17 protein-coding genes are annotated in these 14,241 nt (G+C 67.8%); 9 read left to right on the forward strand and 8 right to left on the reverse strand.

From position 1 onward, the window contains the following. Positions 1-2: 2 nt before the first annotated feature. Entirely contained in the window at positions 3-626 is a 624-nt protein-coding gene (locus ACFE7K_RS05545; protein WP_375397175.1) for a hypothetical protein, read from the reverse strand. An 89-nt stretch (positions 627-715) separates the two neighbouring features. On the opposite strand from ACFE7K_RS05545, the gene ACFE7K_RS05550 reads away from it, so the two are divergent. From ACFE7K_RS05550 to ACFE7K_RS05570, 5 genes are all read left to right on the forward strand, one after another. Then, a complete protein-coding gene (locus tag ACFE7K_RS05550; RefSeq protein WP_375397176.1) occupies positions 716-1,672 on the forward strand; it encodes a polysaccharide deacetylase in 957 nt (318 codons plus the stop codon). Further along, positions 1,669-2,586 (forward strand): GNAT family N-acetyltransferase, encoded by a 918-nt coding sequence (locus ACFE7K_RS05555; RefSeq protein WP_375397177.1) that lies wholly within the window; start codon positions 1,669-1,671, stop codon positions 2,584-2,586. Before ACFE7K_RS05550 ends, ACFE7K_RS05555 begins: the two co-directional genes overlap by 4 nt. Positions 2,587-2,655: 69 nt before the next feature. Further along, on the forward strand, positions 2,656-3,273 hold the full coding sequence (locus ACFE7K_RS05560; protein WP_375397178.1) for a DNA repair protein RecO: 618 nt from the start codon (positions 2,656-2,658) through the stop codon (positions 3,271-3,273). 73 nt (positions 3,274-3,346) lie between these two features. Then, positions 3,347-4,390 (forward strand): 3-isopropylmalate dehydrogenase, encoded by a 1,044-nt coding sequence (gene leuB, locus ACFE7K_RS05565; protein ID WP_375397179.1) that lies wholly within the window; start codon positions 3,347-3,349, stop codon positions 4,388-4,390. Further along, positions 4,390-5,490, forward strand: coding sequence for a glycosyltransferase (locus tag ACFE7K_RS05570; protein WP_375397180.1), 1,101 nt, complete (start codon positions 4,390-4,392; stop codon positions 5,488-5,490). The genes leuB and ACFE7K_RS05570 overlap by 1 nt, the downstream gene beginning before the upstream one ends. Positions 5,491-5,533: 43 nt before the next feature. Here ACFE7K_RS05570 and ACFE7K_RS05575 read toward each other — a convergent pair whose 3' ends face one another. From ACFE7K_RS05575 to ACFE7K_RS05605, 7 genes are all read right to left on the reverse strand, one after another. Next, a complete protein-coding gene (locus ACFE7K_RS05575) occupies positions 5,534-6,823 on the reverse strand; it encodes a glycosyltransferase family 39 protein (RefSeq protein ID WP_375397181.1) in 1,290 nt (429 codons plus the stop codon). Positions 6,824-6,902: 79 nt separating this feature from the next. Continuing rightward, positions 6,903-7,349: an SRPBCC family protein gene (locus ACFE7K_RS05580; protein WP_375397182.1), complete on the reverse strand. Its 447-nt coding sequence runs from the start codon at positions 7,347-7,349 to the stop codon at positions 6,903-6,905. Next, a complete protein-coding gene (locus ACFE7K_RS05585; RefSeq protein ID WP_375397183.1) occupies positions 7,346-7,837 on the reverse strand; it encodes a VOC family protein in 492 nt (163 codons plus the stop codon). Before ACFE7K_RS05585 ends, ACFE7K_RS05580 begins: the two co-directional genes overlap by 4 nt. Positions 7,838-7,842: 5 nt before the next feature. Beyond that, positions 7,843-8,640 (reverse strand): VOC family protein, encoded by a 798-nt coding sequence (locus ACFE7K_RS05590; protein WP_375397184.1) that lies wholly within the window; start codon positions 8,638-8,640, stop codon positions 7,843-7,845. Between the two features lie 24 nt (positions 8,641-8,664). Further along, the gene (locus ACFE7K_RS05595) at positions 8,665-9,018 is read right to left on the reverse strand and encodes a DUF1428 domain-containing protein (RefSeq protein ID WP_375397185.1); all 354 of its coding nucleotides are present in this window, start codon (positions 9,016-9,018) and stop codon (positions 8,665-8,667) included. 12 nt (positions 9,019-9,030) lie between these two features. Continuing rightward, entirely contained in the window at positions 9,031-9,672 is a 642-nt protein-coding gene (locus ACFE7K_RS05600) for a glutathione S-transferase family protein (protein WP_375397186.1), read from the reverse strand. Positions 9,673-9,692: 20 nt separating this feature from the next. Beyond that, complete coding sequence (locus tag ACFE7K_RS05605) at positions 9,693-10,130, reverse strand: VOC family protein (RefSeq protein WP_375397187.1); 438 nt, start codon at positions 10,128-10,130, stop codon at positions 9,693-9,695. Between the two features lie 82 nt (positions 10,131-10,212). On the opposite strand from ACFE7K_RS05605, the gene ACFE7K_RS05610 reads away from it, so the two are divergent. The 4 genes from ACFE7K_RS05610 (at position 10,213) to ACFE7K_RS05625 (ending at position 14,231) form a co-directional block, all read left to right on the forward strand. After that, complete coding sequence (locus ACFE7K_RS05610) at positions 10,213-10,902, forward strand: winged helix-turn-helix transcriptional regulator (RefSeq protein ID WP_375397188.1); 690 nt, start codon at positions 10,213-10,215, stop codon at positions 10,900-10,902. An 84-nt stretch (positions 10,903-10,986) separates the two neighbouring features. After that, on the forward strand, positions 10,987-11,991 hold the full coding sequence (gene cobS / locus ACFE7K_RS05615) for a cobaltochelatase subunit CobS (RefSeq protein WP_375397189.1): 1,005 nt from the start codon (positions 10,987-10,989) through the stop codon (positions 11,989-11,991). Between the two features lie 114 nt (positions 11,992-12,105). Then, positions 12,106-13,929, forward strand: a complete 1,824-nt coding sequence (gene cobT, locus ACFE7K_RS05620) for a cobaltochelatase subunit CobT (protein ID WP_375397190.1) — start codon at positions 12,106-12,108, stop codon at positions 13,927-13,929. Next, on the forward strand, positions 13,926-14,231 hold the full coding sequence (locus tag ACFE7K_RS05625) for a ribbon-helix-helix domain-containing protein (protein ID WP_375397191.1): 306 nt from the start codon (positions 13,926-13,928) through the stop codon (positions 14,229-14,231). The genes cobT and ACFE7K_RS05625 overlap by 4 nt, the downstream gene beginning before the upstream one ends. Positions 14,232-14,241 lie beyond the last annotated feature (10 nt).

Consider the following 14,241-nt stretch of genomic DNA (forward strand, 5'->3'; position numbering starts at 1 on the left):
GATCAGCTTGCCGGCGGCGGGAAGGCGAGGATATCGCTCGAATAGGTTTCGACGACCAGGCTGATCGGGGTGCCGTCGGGCATTGACAGCAGTGCGCGGGTTTCCAGCAGGGCGGCCGGGATGATGAGCGGCGTGGTGCGGGCCGGCGCATCGAGCGACGGCGACCACAGGATGAGCGATGCGATCGTGCGCCGGCCGAAGCGCAAGGGAGCGACGACGCGGCCGAACGGCGTGTCGGTATTGTCGAGCACCGCGTTCATCGCCGCCGTCAGCCGGCCGGGGACATACCAATTGTCCGCCTGCGACAGGACCAGCGTGCCGCAGCGCAGGCGCACGCGGCGGTAACGGACGGCGGCGTCGCGATCGACCCTCAGCAGCGCGCGCACCTCCGCCGTCGCCGGCTTGTCAAATCCCGTCAGGCGATCGGCGACGATATGCGTGCCCGCCGGGGCGAGGCCATGGAGCACGCACCATGTTTCCAGTACCAGCGTCGCACTGGGTTCGGCCCGCAAGCGCAATTCGAGCGACCGGATCGCGTCGCGCGCCGCTCGCCGCGCGGATGGCGTGTCCGGCCAGGATGACGGTTCGGCGGGATCGGCAACCGCGGCGATTTCGACTATCGGCATCCCTTCATCGCCTATCGGGCGCCGGCCGCCCGGGCAAGCGGGAGGACCGTTTCCCAAATCTTCACCCCGCGATTTTAGGGTCCGGCACCGTGACTATTCCCGTTTTTCTGACCGTCGATACCGAGCTGATGTGGCGCCACCACGCCGCCGGCTGCGATCTGGCGACGCAGATGGAACGCTCGATCGACCCGGCCGGCGTCGGCGTGCGCTTCCAGCTCGACCTGCTCGCGCGCCATGGCCTGAAGGCCAGCTTCTTCATCGATCCGATGCCGGCCTTGGTATTCGGCCTCGCCGCCGTCCGGCCGGTGGTCGAGATGGTGATCGCGGCGGGGCAGGGGGTCCAGCTTCATCTCCATCCCAATTGGGCGGGCGCGCGGGCGGACGATGCGGGGGCGTCGCACGGCAGGTTCGACCTGATCCAATACAGCCTGGACGAACAGCGCGCGCTGATCTCCGGCGCGCGCGACCTGCTCAAGGCGTGCGGTGCACCCGATCCGGTGGCGTTCCGCGCGGGCAGCTATGCCGCCAATGACGACACGCTGACCGCGCTGGCCGATCTCGGCTTTCGCTATGACAGCAGCTTCAACGGCGCTCATGCACCCTCTCCCAGCGCGATCGGCCTGCCGCCGCGCCAGATCGCGCCGGTCCGGCGCAACGGCGTGATGGAAGTGCCGGTGACGCTGATCGAAGACGTTCCGGGCAATCTGCGCCAGTTCCAGCTCTGCGCCTTGTCGCAAGGCGAAATGCGCGCCGCCCTCGATCATGCCGTCGCCGCGCGGCACGCCGCGGTGGTGATCGTCAGCCATGGGTTCGAGCTGGCCAATCGTGCCGGTACCCGGGCCAATGCCGTCCACGTCAACCGCATCGAGGCGTTGTGCGCGATGCTCGCGGACATGCGCGAGGTCCTGCCGACGACCTTGTTCAGCGACCTGCCGGCCTTTCCCCAACGGGGTGCCGCCGAACCGCTCGGCCCCAACCGGCTGCGCACCAGCTGGCGGCAGGCCGAGCAATTATGGTCCAACCTGGTCGAGGAACGCGCGGCGTGACCGTCGCGCGGCAAGTGCCGCTGCGATTCCAGGTCGGCGCGCGGACGATCGCCGTGCTGCGCCGCGACCTGGTCCAGGTCCCGCTGTCGCTCGACGCGGCGCTTTCGGGGCGGCTGCCGATGCTTCCGCCGCTGGACCTGGGCGCGCAGGGCTATCTCGTCACCTCGCTGCCCACGGATCGTCGCGACGCGCTGGCCTGGGCGGCCGGCGGCCTGATCGCCGCCACGCGCCAACGATATACCCGCCGATATGTCGATCTGACGATCGGCGTCGACGGCTATCTCGATCGCCTGTCGACCAATATGCGGTCGGCGATCAGGCGCAAGACAAGGAAGCTGGTCGCTTCGGGCGGACCACTCGACATTCGCCGTTTCGCCACCCCACAGGAAATGGCGGTATTTCACCCCGCCGCGCGCGCCATCGCGACGCGGACGTACCAGGAAAGGCTGCTCGGCGCCGGCCTGCCCGGTACGCCCGATTTCCTGGACGGCATGTACCGAGCGGCGGCGGCGGGAAACGTGCGCGGCTGGCTGCTGGCGATCGGCGGAAAGCCCGTGGCCTATCTCTATTGCCCGATCGAGGACGGCGTGGCCGGCTATCGATATGTCGGCCACGACCCGGTCTTCAACGACCTGTCTCCGGGTGCGGTGCTGCAGGCCGAGGCGTTGCGCGACCTGCTCGCCACGCCCGGGCTGAAGCGGTTCGACTTCACCGAGGGCGACGGACAGCACAAGCGTCAGTTCGCGACCGGCGGAGTCGATTGCGTCGACCTGCTGCTGCTGCGCCCCAGCCCTGCCAACCGCGCGGCGACCTGGGCGCTGTCGGGCTTCGATGGCGGCGTCGCGCTGGCCCGGCGGCACGCCGCGCGGCTCGGTCTGGCCGCGTTCGTCCGGAAGGCCATCCGCGCGGGCTGAGACGTCCGTCCGGTAAACGCGCCAAGAGCGCGTTTCCGGGCGACCCATCGCCTGCTACGCCGCTCCGCGATGCACCTGCGCGCCGCCGCCATCGTCCTTGCCGTCCGCCAGCATGGCGAGCACGGCGCGATCGTCCGTTGTCTCACGCGCGAGGCGGGGCTGCTGGCCGGCTATGTCCGCGGCGGCCGGTCGCGCCTGCTGCGCCCCGTGTTGCAGCCGGCCAATGCCGTGCTCGGCAATTGGCGCGCGCGCACGAACGAGCAATTGCCGGCCCTGACCGTCGAACTGGTGCACAGCCGTGCCGGTTTGCATGGCGAGCCGCTCGCCGCGGCCGCGCTCGAATGGATCACCGCGCTGACCGCGATGACCTTGCCCGAGGGCCAGCCCTATCCCCGGCTGCACGATGCGCTGGACGGCGTCATCGCCGCGATCGAGGCGGCGCCGCTTGCGCGTGGCTGGGTCGTGGCGGTCATGCGTTACGAGATGCTGATCCTGGGCGAACTGGGATATGGCCTCGACCGCCCGGCGATCATGGCGATCGGCGACGATGACGGCTGGCCGCCAGTGCTGGCCGCGTTGCGCGTCACCGGTGACGCCCTGGCGCGCCACCTGCTGACCGACCGCCGCGCCGACGCGCTGGCGGCGCGCGAGCGGCTGGTCGATCGACTCCTGCGCGCGGTTGCGTGATGCGACCATGGACCCTAACGCCCGATCGACCATGGCGGTCGGTGTGATCGCATGACGACTGACGGATGAAGGCATGCCCCTGATTGCATTGTTGCCCGGCGACGGGATCGGCCCCGAAGTGCTCGGCGCGGCGCGGCGCGTGCTCGACGCGCTCGCCCTCGATCTCCATTTCGAGGAGGCGCCGATCGGTGGCGCCGCCTACCTTACCCAGGGCCAGCCGCTGCCGCCCGACACGCTGGCTCTGGCGCGGCGGGCGGACGCCATCCTGTTCGGCGCGGTCGGCGATCCGCGGTTCGACGCGCTGGAACGGCGGCTGCGGCCCGAAGCCGCGATCCTGGGCCTGCGCCGCGAGTTGCAGTTGTTCGCCAACCTGCGCCCGGCCCGGCTGTTTCCGGGACTGGAGGATGCGTCTCCGCTGAAATCCGAAATTGCGCGCGGCATCGACCTGGTGATCGTCCGGGAGCTGACCGGCGACATCTATTTCGGTCCCAAGAGCCGGCGCACCACCGAGGAGGGGATGCGCGAGGGCAACGACCTGATGCGGTATGACGAGATCGAGATCGCCCGGATCGCGCGGGTCGGGTTCGAGACCGCGCGCCGGCGCCGTGGCAAGCTCACCTCGGTCGACAAGGCCAACGTGCTGGAGACCTCGCAATTGTGGCGCGACGTCGTCGATGAAGTGGCCGAGGAGTATGAGGATGTCGCGCTGGCCCACCTCTATGTCGACAATGCCGCGATGCAGCTGGTCCGCGCGCCGGGCCAGTTCGACGTGATCGTGACCGGCAATTTGTTCGGCGACATCCTGTCCGACGAGGCGAGCATGTGCGTGGGATCGATCGGCATGCTGCCATCGGCGTCGATGGGATCGAACAAGCAGGGGCTGTATGAACCGATCCACGGGTCGGCGCCCGACATTGCCGGGCAGGACCAGGCCAATCCGTGCGCCGCGATCCTGTCGGCGGCGATGATGCTGCGCTATTCGCTGGCGTTTGCCGAGCCGGCCGAGCGGATCGAGGCGGCGGTGGCGGCGGCGATCGCGAGGGGCGCGCGGACTGCCGATCTGGGCGGCACGCTGTCGACCGGCGCCATGACCGACGCGGTGCTGGCCGCGCTTTGATGGACGGTCCGCTCGACCTCGCCGTGGTCGTGCCGACATTCAACGAGCGCGCCAACGTGGCGGCATTGGTCGCGCGGCTCGACCGGGCGCTGGGGGGAATCGCCTGGGAAGCGATCTTCGTCGATGACGACAGCCCCGACGGCACCGCCGACGCGGCGCGCGCGCTGGCGCTCGTCGATCCGCGCATCCGCGTGATCCAGCGGATCGGCCGGCGCGGCCTGTCCTCGGCGTGCATCGAGGGGATGTGCGCGACCGCGGCGCCCTTGGTCGCGGTGATCGACGGCGACCTCCAGCATGACGAGACGATCCTGCCGGCGATGGCGCGCGCGCTGGCCGCCGATGCGGCGCTCGACCTGGTGATCGGTTCGCGCTTCGTCGACGGCGGCGGCACCGGCGACTGGGACAAGGACCGTGTCGCCAAATCGGCCCTTGCCACGCGCCTGTCGCGCCGCGTGCTGAAGGCCGACTTGAGCGATCCGATGAGCGGCTTCTTCATGATCCGCACCGCGATCGTCCGCGGGCTGACGCCGCATCTGTCGGCGATCGGCTTCAAGATCCTGCTCGACCTGATGACGACCAGCCCGCGGCCGCTCAACTTCAAGGAACTGCCCTACACCTTCCGCGTGCGGACCGCGGGCGAATCGAAGCTCGACCATGTCGTCGCGATGGAGTTCCTGATCGCGCTTTACGATCGGATGTTCGGGCGCTTCATCCCCGTGCGGTTCGCGATGTTCGCGGCGGTCGGCGCGCTCGGCGCGCTGGTCCACCTCGCGGTGGTCGGGCCGCTGCACAAGGATCTGGCGGTCGGCTTCATCAAGTCGTCGATCGCGGCGACCGCGGTGGCGATGACCTTCAACTTCTTTCTCAACAACGCGCTGACCTATCGCGATGGCCGGCTGAAGGGCGCGCGTGCGCTGTTCGACGGGTGGGTCTCGTTCTGCGCGGTGTGCGCTGTCGGCGCGATCGCCAATGTCGGCGTCGCCGCGTTCCTGTACAATGCGCAATCGGATACGTGGATCCTCTCGGCGCTGGCCGGGATCGCAGTCAGCGCGGTGTGGAATTATGCGCTGTCGTCCAGATTCGTCTGGGGTAGATATTAGGGAGCGGGCCGGTACCGCCCTGATTCAGCTTTGCTGAATCACGTTAGGGCCAGGTCTTCAGCCACATCCAGTGGAGGAACGCCTGGTCATTGGCGAGCGCCGCCGCCGAGATGATCGGGAAGAAATAGACCGTCAGCCCGAAGGCGAGCCCGACGAACGCCTCGTCCCAACGCTGCAGCCGTCCACGCGCGAAATGGTCGCAGGCCGCGGCCAGCGCGACGCACAGGAAGATCGACGGCAGGTAATAATAATAGAAGAAGCCGATTGACTTGGGAATGATGATCCACACCGCATAGCTGCCGATCCACAGCAAGGCGGCGAACAGCAGCGTCCCCGAACGGTCGCGCGCCGCGCCGTACAGGCACGCCGCCACCGCGACCAGCCCGCCCCACAGCACCGCCGGGTTGCCGATCATCAATATGCCGCGCTCGGCGCCGTCGACATTCTCGTACAGATACCAGATCGGCCGGATCATCAGCGGCCAGGTCCACCAGCTCGCCTGATAGGTGTGCGCCGGCAGCATTTGGGTCTGCGCGGCGTACATCTGCGCCTGGAACGGCAGGATGCCGGCCAGCGTCATCGCGTCCGACCGATAGAAGAACGCCGGCGCAAAGGTCAGGAAATAGGTAGCGATGCTGACCAGCCCGAGCACCAGCAGCCCGGGCAGGGGCGCGATCCCCGGCCAATGCGGCTGGTCCGCCGACAACAGCGCGTCCCCGACCGGCCGCCCGGCGCGGCGCGTATCGACCAGTCGGACGATGACGAAGCCCAGCCCGGCAAAGGCGACATAGGGCATTGCCGCCCATTTCGCCGCCACCGCCAGCCCGAACAGGATCGCGGCGAGCACCCAGCGCGGCCAGGCGCGTCCGCGCGACGCGGTCATCGACCACAGCATCGCGGCGACCGCCAGCAGGCTGAACGCCGCCAGGAAGCCGTCCAGCATCGCGATCCGCGCCTGGATGAAGACGGTGAAGTTCATCAGCGCGAACCCGGCACCCATCAGCGCGGGGCGCACGCGCCCGAACAGCAGCCACAGGATCGCGAACACGCCGAGCACCGTCGCCGTGCCCGCCAGTGTCGAAAAGAACCGCCATCCCAGGCTGTTGTCCCCGAACAGCGCGATGCCGGCCGCGATGAACTCCTTGGCAAGCAGCGGATGCTCGATGTTGGTCGGCCGGCCGAGCGCCAGCAGGATGCGCGCGGCGGGGACGTAATGGACCTCGTCGAACACCGGCTTGTGCGGGACGGTGACGCCCCACAGGAACAGCGCCTCGGAAAACAGCGCGACGATCAGCGCGGTCAGCAGCGGGCGGGGCGCGTCGTCGGCGGTCACGGCGACGCGCTTAGCGGCTGTCGCGGTCCGCGGGAACCGGTAAGCCAAGTCAAATCTTCCGTCCGGGGGCGCTTTTCCGTCAGGCCTCCGCCAACGCCGCAAGCTGCCCGGCGACCGCGCTCCAGCCGTCGGTAAAGCCCATCGCCTCGTGCCGCGCCCTGGCCTCCTCGGTCCAGTGCCGCGCGCTGGCGGTGTAGCGGGTCTTGCCGTCCTCTTCGGCGAACTCGAAGATGCCGGTCATGAACGGCGTCTGCGGCACCCAGCCGGCACGATAGGCATCGGCGAAGACGAACCGCACGCCCGGCACCACCTCCAGGAACACGCCCTCCTGCGGATGCTCCTCGCCCTCGGGGCCGTGCATGATCATCGCCGAGCGGCCGCCGGGGCGCCAGTCCAGTTCGACGATCTCGGTGGTCCATGGCCGGGGGCACCACCATTCGGACATCCGCTGGGTGGCGATGCGCCATACCGTGTCGACCGGCGCATCGATCAGCCGCGTGACCTTGAGCTCCAGCAGGTCTCTCATGCCGCGGGCGCCCCGGCCCGCGCGGCCTTGATCGTCGCGATGTCGATCTTCCTCATCGTCATCATCGCGTCCATCGCACGCTTCGCGGCGGCGGGGTCCGGATCGGTCGTCGCCTGGAGCAGGACGCGCGGCGTGATCTGCCATGAAAAACCCCAGCGATCCTTGCACCAGCCGCACATGCTCTCCTGGCCGCCATTGCCGACGATCGCGTTCCAATAGCGGTCCGTTTCCGCCTGGTCGTCGGTCAGGACCATGAAGCTGACCGCTTCGTTGGGCGTGAAATTGGAACCGCCGTTCAACCCGACGAACGACTGGCCGAGCATTGTGAACTCTACCGTCAGCTCGTCGCCCTGCTTGCCGTCGGGATAGTCGGTCGCTGCCGCATGCGCCGGCCCGACATGGGTGTCGGGGAAGATGCCGGCATAGAATTCGGCCGCCTTGCGCGCTTCGCCATGGTCGAACCACAGGCAGGTCGTGAGTTTGGACATCTGCGTCACTCCACGGCGTTTTCGCGGGGGCCGACCAGGCCGAAGGCGGCGCCCTGCGGATCGGTTGCCATGATCACCCAGTCGCCGCCGGGCACCTCTACCGGGCCGTGCCCCACCATGCCGCCCCGTTCGACCAGCCGGTCATTGGCGGCGCCGATCTCGTCGACCCGCCAGTAGAAGCGCCAGGCCGGCGGCGGGCCGTCCGCGCCGCGCGTCATTGCCGCGCCCAGCGGCACGTCGCCCTGGTTCAGGAAGGTGTAATCGCCCATGTCGCCCATCGGCATCGACCCGCCGACCTGCCAGCCGAACTGGTTCGTGTAGAAATCGAGCGCGCCCGGCTGATCGCCGGTCGCCAGCTCGTTCCAGCTGACGCGCTGTTGCAGCGTCGGTGAGAAACAGGTGTTCTCGGCGTCGCCCATCGCCGGATCGGGGGTCATGACATAGAACAGGGCGCCCTGCGGATCGGCGACGAAGGCGATCCGGCCGACGCCCGGCAGGTCCATGCCCGGCCGGTGGACAACGCCCCCTGCCGCGGCAATGGCGGCGCAGGCGGCGTCGACGTCGGCGACGTGAAGATAGCAATACCAGGCCGGCGGCGCATCCATGCCGTCAGGCGCCTTCATCATCCCGCCGACCCCGCTCTGCCCCGCATCCGCGCTCCAGATCGTATAGTCGCCGATCTCGGGCGACCCGCCGAACGCGGTCGTCGTCCAGCCGATGACGTGGCTGTAGAATGCCTTTGCCGCCGCCGTGTCGGACGTCATCAATTCGTACCAGATCGGCCGTCCAAACGGTGTCGCCATGATCGCTCTCCCTCTTCCTTCTGGTCAGTTTGCGGTATCGAAGATCGGCTCGAAACCGCCATAGATCATGCGCTTGCCGTCGAACGGCATCGGCACCGCCATCATGCGCGGATCGGTGCGCATCTTCTCGGCCGCGGCATCGCGTGTCGCCTTGTCGGGCCATTCGATCCACGAGAACACCACGGCTTCCTCAGGGGTTGCAGCGACCGCGCGGGCGAAATCGGTATTGGAGCCGGCGGGAACGTCGTCGCCCCAGCATTCGACCACGCGCAGCGCGCCGAACTCGAGGAAGAGCCGGTCGACCGTGCGCGCGTGGTGGAGGAACTCCTCTTTCTTGTTGCCGGGCACGGGAATCACGAAACCGTCGATATACGCCATCGTCTCTCTCCTTCAGGGATCGGTAAAATTGGCGAGATGTGCGGCAAGCGCACGCTGGTATGCCGGCCGTGCCTCGCCCCGCGCGACATAGGCGGCGAGGTTGGGAAACGCCTCGATCGGGCCGCCAAGCGCGCCGCGCAGCACATGCACCATCACCAGGTCGCCGACGGTGAAGGTGTCGCCGTCCAGCCAAGTCCTGTCGCCCAGCGCCGCCGAGAGATCGGCCAGCCGCGCGCGCAAATCCTCGATCACCTTGGGGTGGCGATCCTTCGACCAGGGACGGTCGGCCTCGAAGATGTCGTTCACCGCGACCGCCATGACGAACGGCTCGACCGAATTGAGCGCGGCGATCACCCATTGCTCGGCGCGCCCGGCGCCGCCGGGGTCGTCCGGCAACAGTCCCGGCGCGGCGCGCGCGATGTGCAGGCAGATCGCGCCCGATTCAAAGATGTCCACGACACCGTCCGAATAGCTCGGCACCTGGCCGAAGGGCTGGTGGCGGCGCTCGGCGGCGGACTTGACCGCGTCGCCGGCGAGCACGCGCACGGCATAGTCCTGGCCGGTTTCCTCAAACGCCCAGCGCGGGCGCATGTCGCGGACATAGGTGCGCGCGAACGCCGGAACCCAGGCGAAGGCGGTGATGGTCGGTTTCATGGTCCTGCTCCCATCCAGCCTCAAGCGGCGGCCATTTCGGGCGGGCCGGCCGAGGCGGCGGCGGGGTCCATCCACATCGGGCCGAAGCCGTGGCCGTCGAGATCGGCGAACGCACGCGAATACATGAAGCCCATATCCTCGGGATCGTGCAGCTCCTTGCCGCCGGCCTTGAGCGCCGCTTCGGTAAAGGCATCGACCGCAGCGCGACTGTCCAGCGACAGCGCGATCAGCATGCCGCTGCTGGTGTGCGCGTCGATGATCTGCTTGTCCGTGAAGGTGGCGTAGAACGCATGGTCGAGCAGCATGAAATGGATCGTGTCCGACCAGACCATCGCCGATCCCTGCGGGTTCGAGAAGGCGTCGTTCTTCACCATGCCGATCGTCTCGTAGAATGCGGTCGCCTTGGCGACATCGGCGACGGGCAGGCTGACGAAGATCGTCTTCGGGGCGGCGGTCATGGCATCTGCTCCTTTTCGAAACGGTGGATTTTTGCGAATCGGTGTTTGCATGGTCTGAACTATTAGCTTATTAAAAACAACCATGAAGTTAGAAAAAGTGACTAAACCGGTCGGAACGACGGAAAAGCGCTGGTACGACGATGCTTGCGGCACCGCGTTGGCGCTCGAGTTCGTCGGTGAGCGCTGGTCGCTGCTGATCATGCGCGAGCTGATGTTCGGGCCGCGCCGGTTCGGCGAGCTGAAGGCGACGTTGCCCGGGATCAGCGCCAACGTGCTGGCCCAGCGGCTCGACGGCCTGGCGGAAGCCGGGATCGCAAGGCGCCGCACATTGCCGTCGCCCGCCAGCGTCCAGGTGTACGACCTTACCGACTGGGGCCGCGAGAGCGAGCCGATCTTCCAGGAGATGGGGCGATGGGCGACGCGGTCGATGCGCCACGATCCGACGCTCTATCTGTCGCCCGCCTCGGCGATGATGTCGCTGCGCACGATGATTGCCAGGATACGCGGTGACGAGGCGATGACCGTGGCATTCCGCTTTCCGCGCGACGCCTTTGTCGCGACGCTGAGCAGCGACGACCTGGCGATCGTGCGCGGCGAGGACGACGATGCCGACATGACGTTCATCTGCGATCCGGCCACGCTGGCGCGAATCGTCTACGGCAAATGGCCGATCGCGGCGGCGGAGGCGGAGGGGGCGCTGCGCTTTGCGGGCGACCGCGCGCTGGCGGATCGCTTCGTTGCGCTGTTTTCGCTGCCGGACAAGATCGCCTGATCGGCAGGATCGCGGGGCGGCTTGCCAAAGGGTTGAGTCCGGACCTTGCTGTGGCCTAGGGCGTTGGGCACAATCGAGGCGAGCATGACCGACATTCCCAATATCCAGCCCGACAGCCGATCGACCACCATCCTCGATGCGCCCGACCGCAGCGTGAAGGTGCGCGAGATGTTCGGCATCGACACCGACATGGAGGTGCCCGCCTTCAGCGAAGCCGACGAGCGCGTGCCCGATCTCGACCCCGCTTATGTGTTCGATGGCGACACCACGCTGGCGGTGCTGGCGGGCTTTGCGCATAATCGCCGGGTAATGGTCCAGGGCTATCACGGCACGGGCAAGTCGACGCATATCGAACAGGTTGCGGCGCGTCTCAACTGGCCGTGCATCCGCATAAATCTAGACGCCCATATAAGCCGCATCGACCTCATCGGGCGCGACGCCATCGTGCTGCGCGAGGGCCAGCAGGTCACCGAGTTTCGCGAAGGGCTCCTCCCCTGGGCGCTGCAGACGCCGACCGCCTTGGTGTTCGACGAATATGACGCGGGCCGCCCGGACGTGATGTTCGTGATCCAGCGCGTGCTGGAAACGGAAGGGAAGCTGACGCTGCTCGACCAGAATCGCGTGATCCGCCCCAATCCCTGGTTCCGCCTGTTCGCCACCGCCAACACGGTCGGGCTGGGCGATACCAGCGGTCTCTATCACGGCACGCAGCAGATCAACCAGGGCCAGATGGACCGGTGGAACGTCGTCGTCACGCTCAACTATCTGCCGGCGGCGGTCGAGGCGCGGATCGTGCTCGCCAAGTCGGGCGAATATGACAAGCCCGGCGGCAAGGAGGCGGTCGACAACATGGTCCGCGTCGCCGACCTGACACGCAAGGGCTTCATCAACGGCGACATCTCGACGGTGATGAGCCCGCGCACGGTCATTACCTGGGCGCAGAACGCGCTGATCTTCGGCGATGTCGGCTTCGCCTTCCGGCTGTCGTTCCTCAACAAATGCGACGAGGCCGAACGCGCGCTGGTCGCGGAATATTACCAGCGCGTGTTCGGCAAGGACCTGCCTGAAAGCGTGGTGGGACGGGGTTGAAGGCCGGGTTGGACCAAGCTAGCTGGTTCACTTCAATGGAGGCGTGCATGGCCGAAGCCGATCCGCAGGCGACGTTCAACAAATCGCCGCGTTCGGCTGCGAGGTGCTCTGGTAATGGCCGCCGAAACCCCGCTTGATCGTTTCAAGGCCGTGCTCGGCGGCGCGTCGCGCGCCTTGGCCGACGAACCCGAGGTCGAGCTTGCCTTCACTGCCGACGCGCCGGCGCAATCGGGCAAGCACATCAAGGTGCCGATGCCGGCGCGTACCCTGCCCGCCGACCAGGTCGCCGAGGCGCGGGGTTTTGCCGATTCGTTCGCGCTGCGCCTGAGGCATCATGATGCCGCGCTGCACCTCAGGATTGCGCCGCACGATGCCGCCGCGCGCGCGGTATTCGACGCCGCCGAGGCGGCCCGGGTGGAGGCGCTGGGCTCGCGCGGCTATGCCGGCATTGCCGCCAACCTGAACCAGGCGCTCGACCTGAAGCTCAAGGCCGATCCGATCCTGCGGGCGCGGACTCGGGAGGAGGTGCCGCTGTCGACCGCGATCGGCTTGCTGGTGCGCGAGCGGCTCACCGGCCAGGCGGCACCCGCCGCCGCCGCCGCGGGCCTGGCGCTGGCCCGGGCCTGGATCGAGGACAAGGCCGGCGCCGATCTCGACGCCCTGCCGCTGGCGATCGACGACCAGCGTACCTTCGCCGACCTCTCGGCACGGTTGCTCGAGGACCTGGAACTCGTCGAGGGCGAGATGCTGCCCGACGAGGCGGACGAGGGCGGCGGCGAGGACGAAGGCGCCGAGGACGAGGAGCAGGACGAGCAGGGTGACGATCCGGGCGAACCGGCGCAGGGCGAGATGGACGCGCGCGGCGAGCAGGGCGAGGCCGAAAGCGACGAGAGCGACGGCACCGAGCCGGGCGACGAGGAGGTCGACGACGCGCCCGGCGAGCCCGGCGACGAAGGTCAGGACGGCATCATGCCGGTCCGCCCCAACCGCCCGCAGTCCGATTTGCCGCCGCATTTTGACTATCGCGCCTGGAACACGAAATTCGACGAGACGGTCGCCGCGACCGATTTGTGCGACGACGAGGAACTCCACCGGCTGCGCTCGTATCTCGACCAGCAGCTCGTCCATTTGCAGGGCGCGGTGACCAAGCTCGCCAACCGGTTGCAGCGGCGGCTGATGGCGCAGCAGAACCGCAGCTGGGATTTCGACCAGGAGGAAGGCCTGCTCGATGCCGCGCGGCTGGCGCGGGTCGTCGCCAGCCCCGGCCAGTCGCTGAGCTACAAGGTCGAGCGCGAAACCGAATTCAAGGACACGATCGTCACCCTGCTGCTCGACAATTCGGGATCGATGCGCGGCCGCCCGATATCGATCGCGGCGATCAGCGCGGACATTCTCGCGCGCACGCTCGAGCGCTGCGGCGTCAAGACCGAGATATTGGGGTTTACGACGCGGGCGTGGAAGGGTGGGCAGAGCCGCGAGTCGTGGCTTGCCGCCGGCCGCCCGCCGCAGCCGGGGCGGCTGAACGACGTCCGCCACATCATCTACAAGCGCGCCGACGAGCCTTGGCGGCGCGCCAGGCCCGCGCTCGGGCTGATGATGCGCGAGGGGTTGTTGAAGGAGAATATCGACGGCGAGGCGTTGTTATGGGCGCATGCCCGGGTCATCGCCCGGCCGGAGGAACGCAAAATCCTGATGGTCATCTCGGATGGCGCGCCGGTCGACGATTCGACGCTCAGCGTCAATTCGGGATCGTATCTGGAACGCCATCTGCGCCAGGTGATCGGCTGGATCGAGAGCCGATCGCCGGTCGAACTGGTCGCGATCGGCATCGGCCATGACGTCACGCGCTATTATGAGCGTGCGGTCACGATCATGGATGCCGACCAGCTGGGCGGGACGATCATCGAGCAACTGGCGGCATTGTTCGACAAGCCGTGACCGCGGAATCGCGCGCGTCGATCTATGCGGGTCCGGTAAAAAGATCGGTGACGATCGCCGCGCATGAGACGTCGATCACGCTGGAGCCGCTGTTCTGGCAGGCGATCGAAGCGGCGGCGCGCCGCCGCAACCTGCCGCTCAGCGCGCTGATTGCGGCGATCGATGCCCAGCGTATCGCCGCTGACGAGCCGCCGAACCTGGCCAGCGCGATTCGATGCTGGATACTGGCAGAGGCGTCAAGCGGGGGACCAATCACGATTGAGCCTTTGGTCGGTGTTGACAATGCGAACTACTCTCAATAGGCGGCGCCCA

The sequence above is a fragment of the uncultured Sphingomonas sp. genome, from assembly GCF_964244265.1.
Lineage (GTDB): Bacteria > Pseudomonadota > Alphaproteobacteria > Sphingomonadales > Sphingomonadaceae > Sphingomonas.

Bases quoted from the DNA above. Each gene is read 5' to 3' on its own strand.
- ACFE7K_RS05545 (WP_375397175.1), bottom strand. From the start codon at position 626: ATGCCGATAGTCGAAATCGCCGCGGTTGCCGATCCCGCCGAACCGTCA.
- ACFE7K_RS05560 (WP_375397178.1), top strand. From the start codon at position 2,656: ATGCACCTGCGCGCCGCCGCCATCGTCCTTGCCGTCCGCCAGCATGGC.
- leuB (WP_375397179.1), top strand. From the start codon at position 3,347: ATGCCCCTGATTGCATTGTTGCCCGGCGACGGGATCGGCCCCGAAGTG.
- ACFE7K_RS05570 (WP_375397180.1), top strand. From the start codon at position 4,390: ATGGACGGTCCGCTCGACCTCGCCGTGGTCGTGCCGACATTCAACGAG.
- ACFE7K_RS05580 (WP_375397182.1), bottom strand. From the start codon at position 7,349: ATGAGAGACCTGCTGGAGCTCAAGGTCACGCGGCTGATCGATGCGCCG.
- ACFE7K_RS05585 (WP_375397183.1), bottom strand. From the start codon at position 7,837: ATGTCCAAACTCACGACCTGCCTGTGGTTCGACCATGGCGAAGCGCGC.
- ACFE7K_RS05590 (WP_375397184.1), bottom strand. From the start codon at position 8,640: ATGGCGACACCGTTTGGACGGCCGATCTGGTACGAATTGATGACGTCC.
- ACFE7K_RS05595 (WP_375397185.1), bottom strand. From the start codon at position 9,018: ATGGCGTATATCGACGGTTTCGTGATTCCCGTGCCCGGCAACAAGAAA.
- ACFE7K_RS05600 (WP_375397186.1), bottom strand. From the start codon at position 9,672: ATGAAACCGACCATCACCGCCTTCGCCTGGGTTCCGGCGTTCGCGCGC.
- ACFE7K_RS05605 (WP_375397187.1), bottom strand. From the start codon at position 10,130: ATGACCGCCGCCCCGAAGACGATCTTCGTCAGCCTGCCCGTCGCCGAT.
- ACFE7K_RS05610 (WP_375397188.1), top strand. From the start codon at position 10,213: ATGAAGTTAGAAAAAGTGACTAAACCGGTCGGAACGACGGAAAAGCGC.
- cobS (WP_375397189.1), top strand. From the start codon at position 10,987: ATGACCGACATTCCCAATATCCAGCCCGACAGCCGATCGACCACCATC.
- cobT (WP_375397190.1), top strand. From the start codon at position 12,106: ATGGCCGCCGAAACCCCGCTTGATCGTTTCAAGGCCGTGCTCGGCGGC.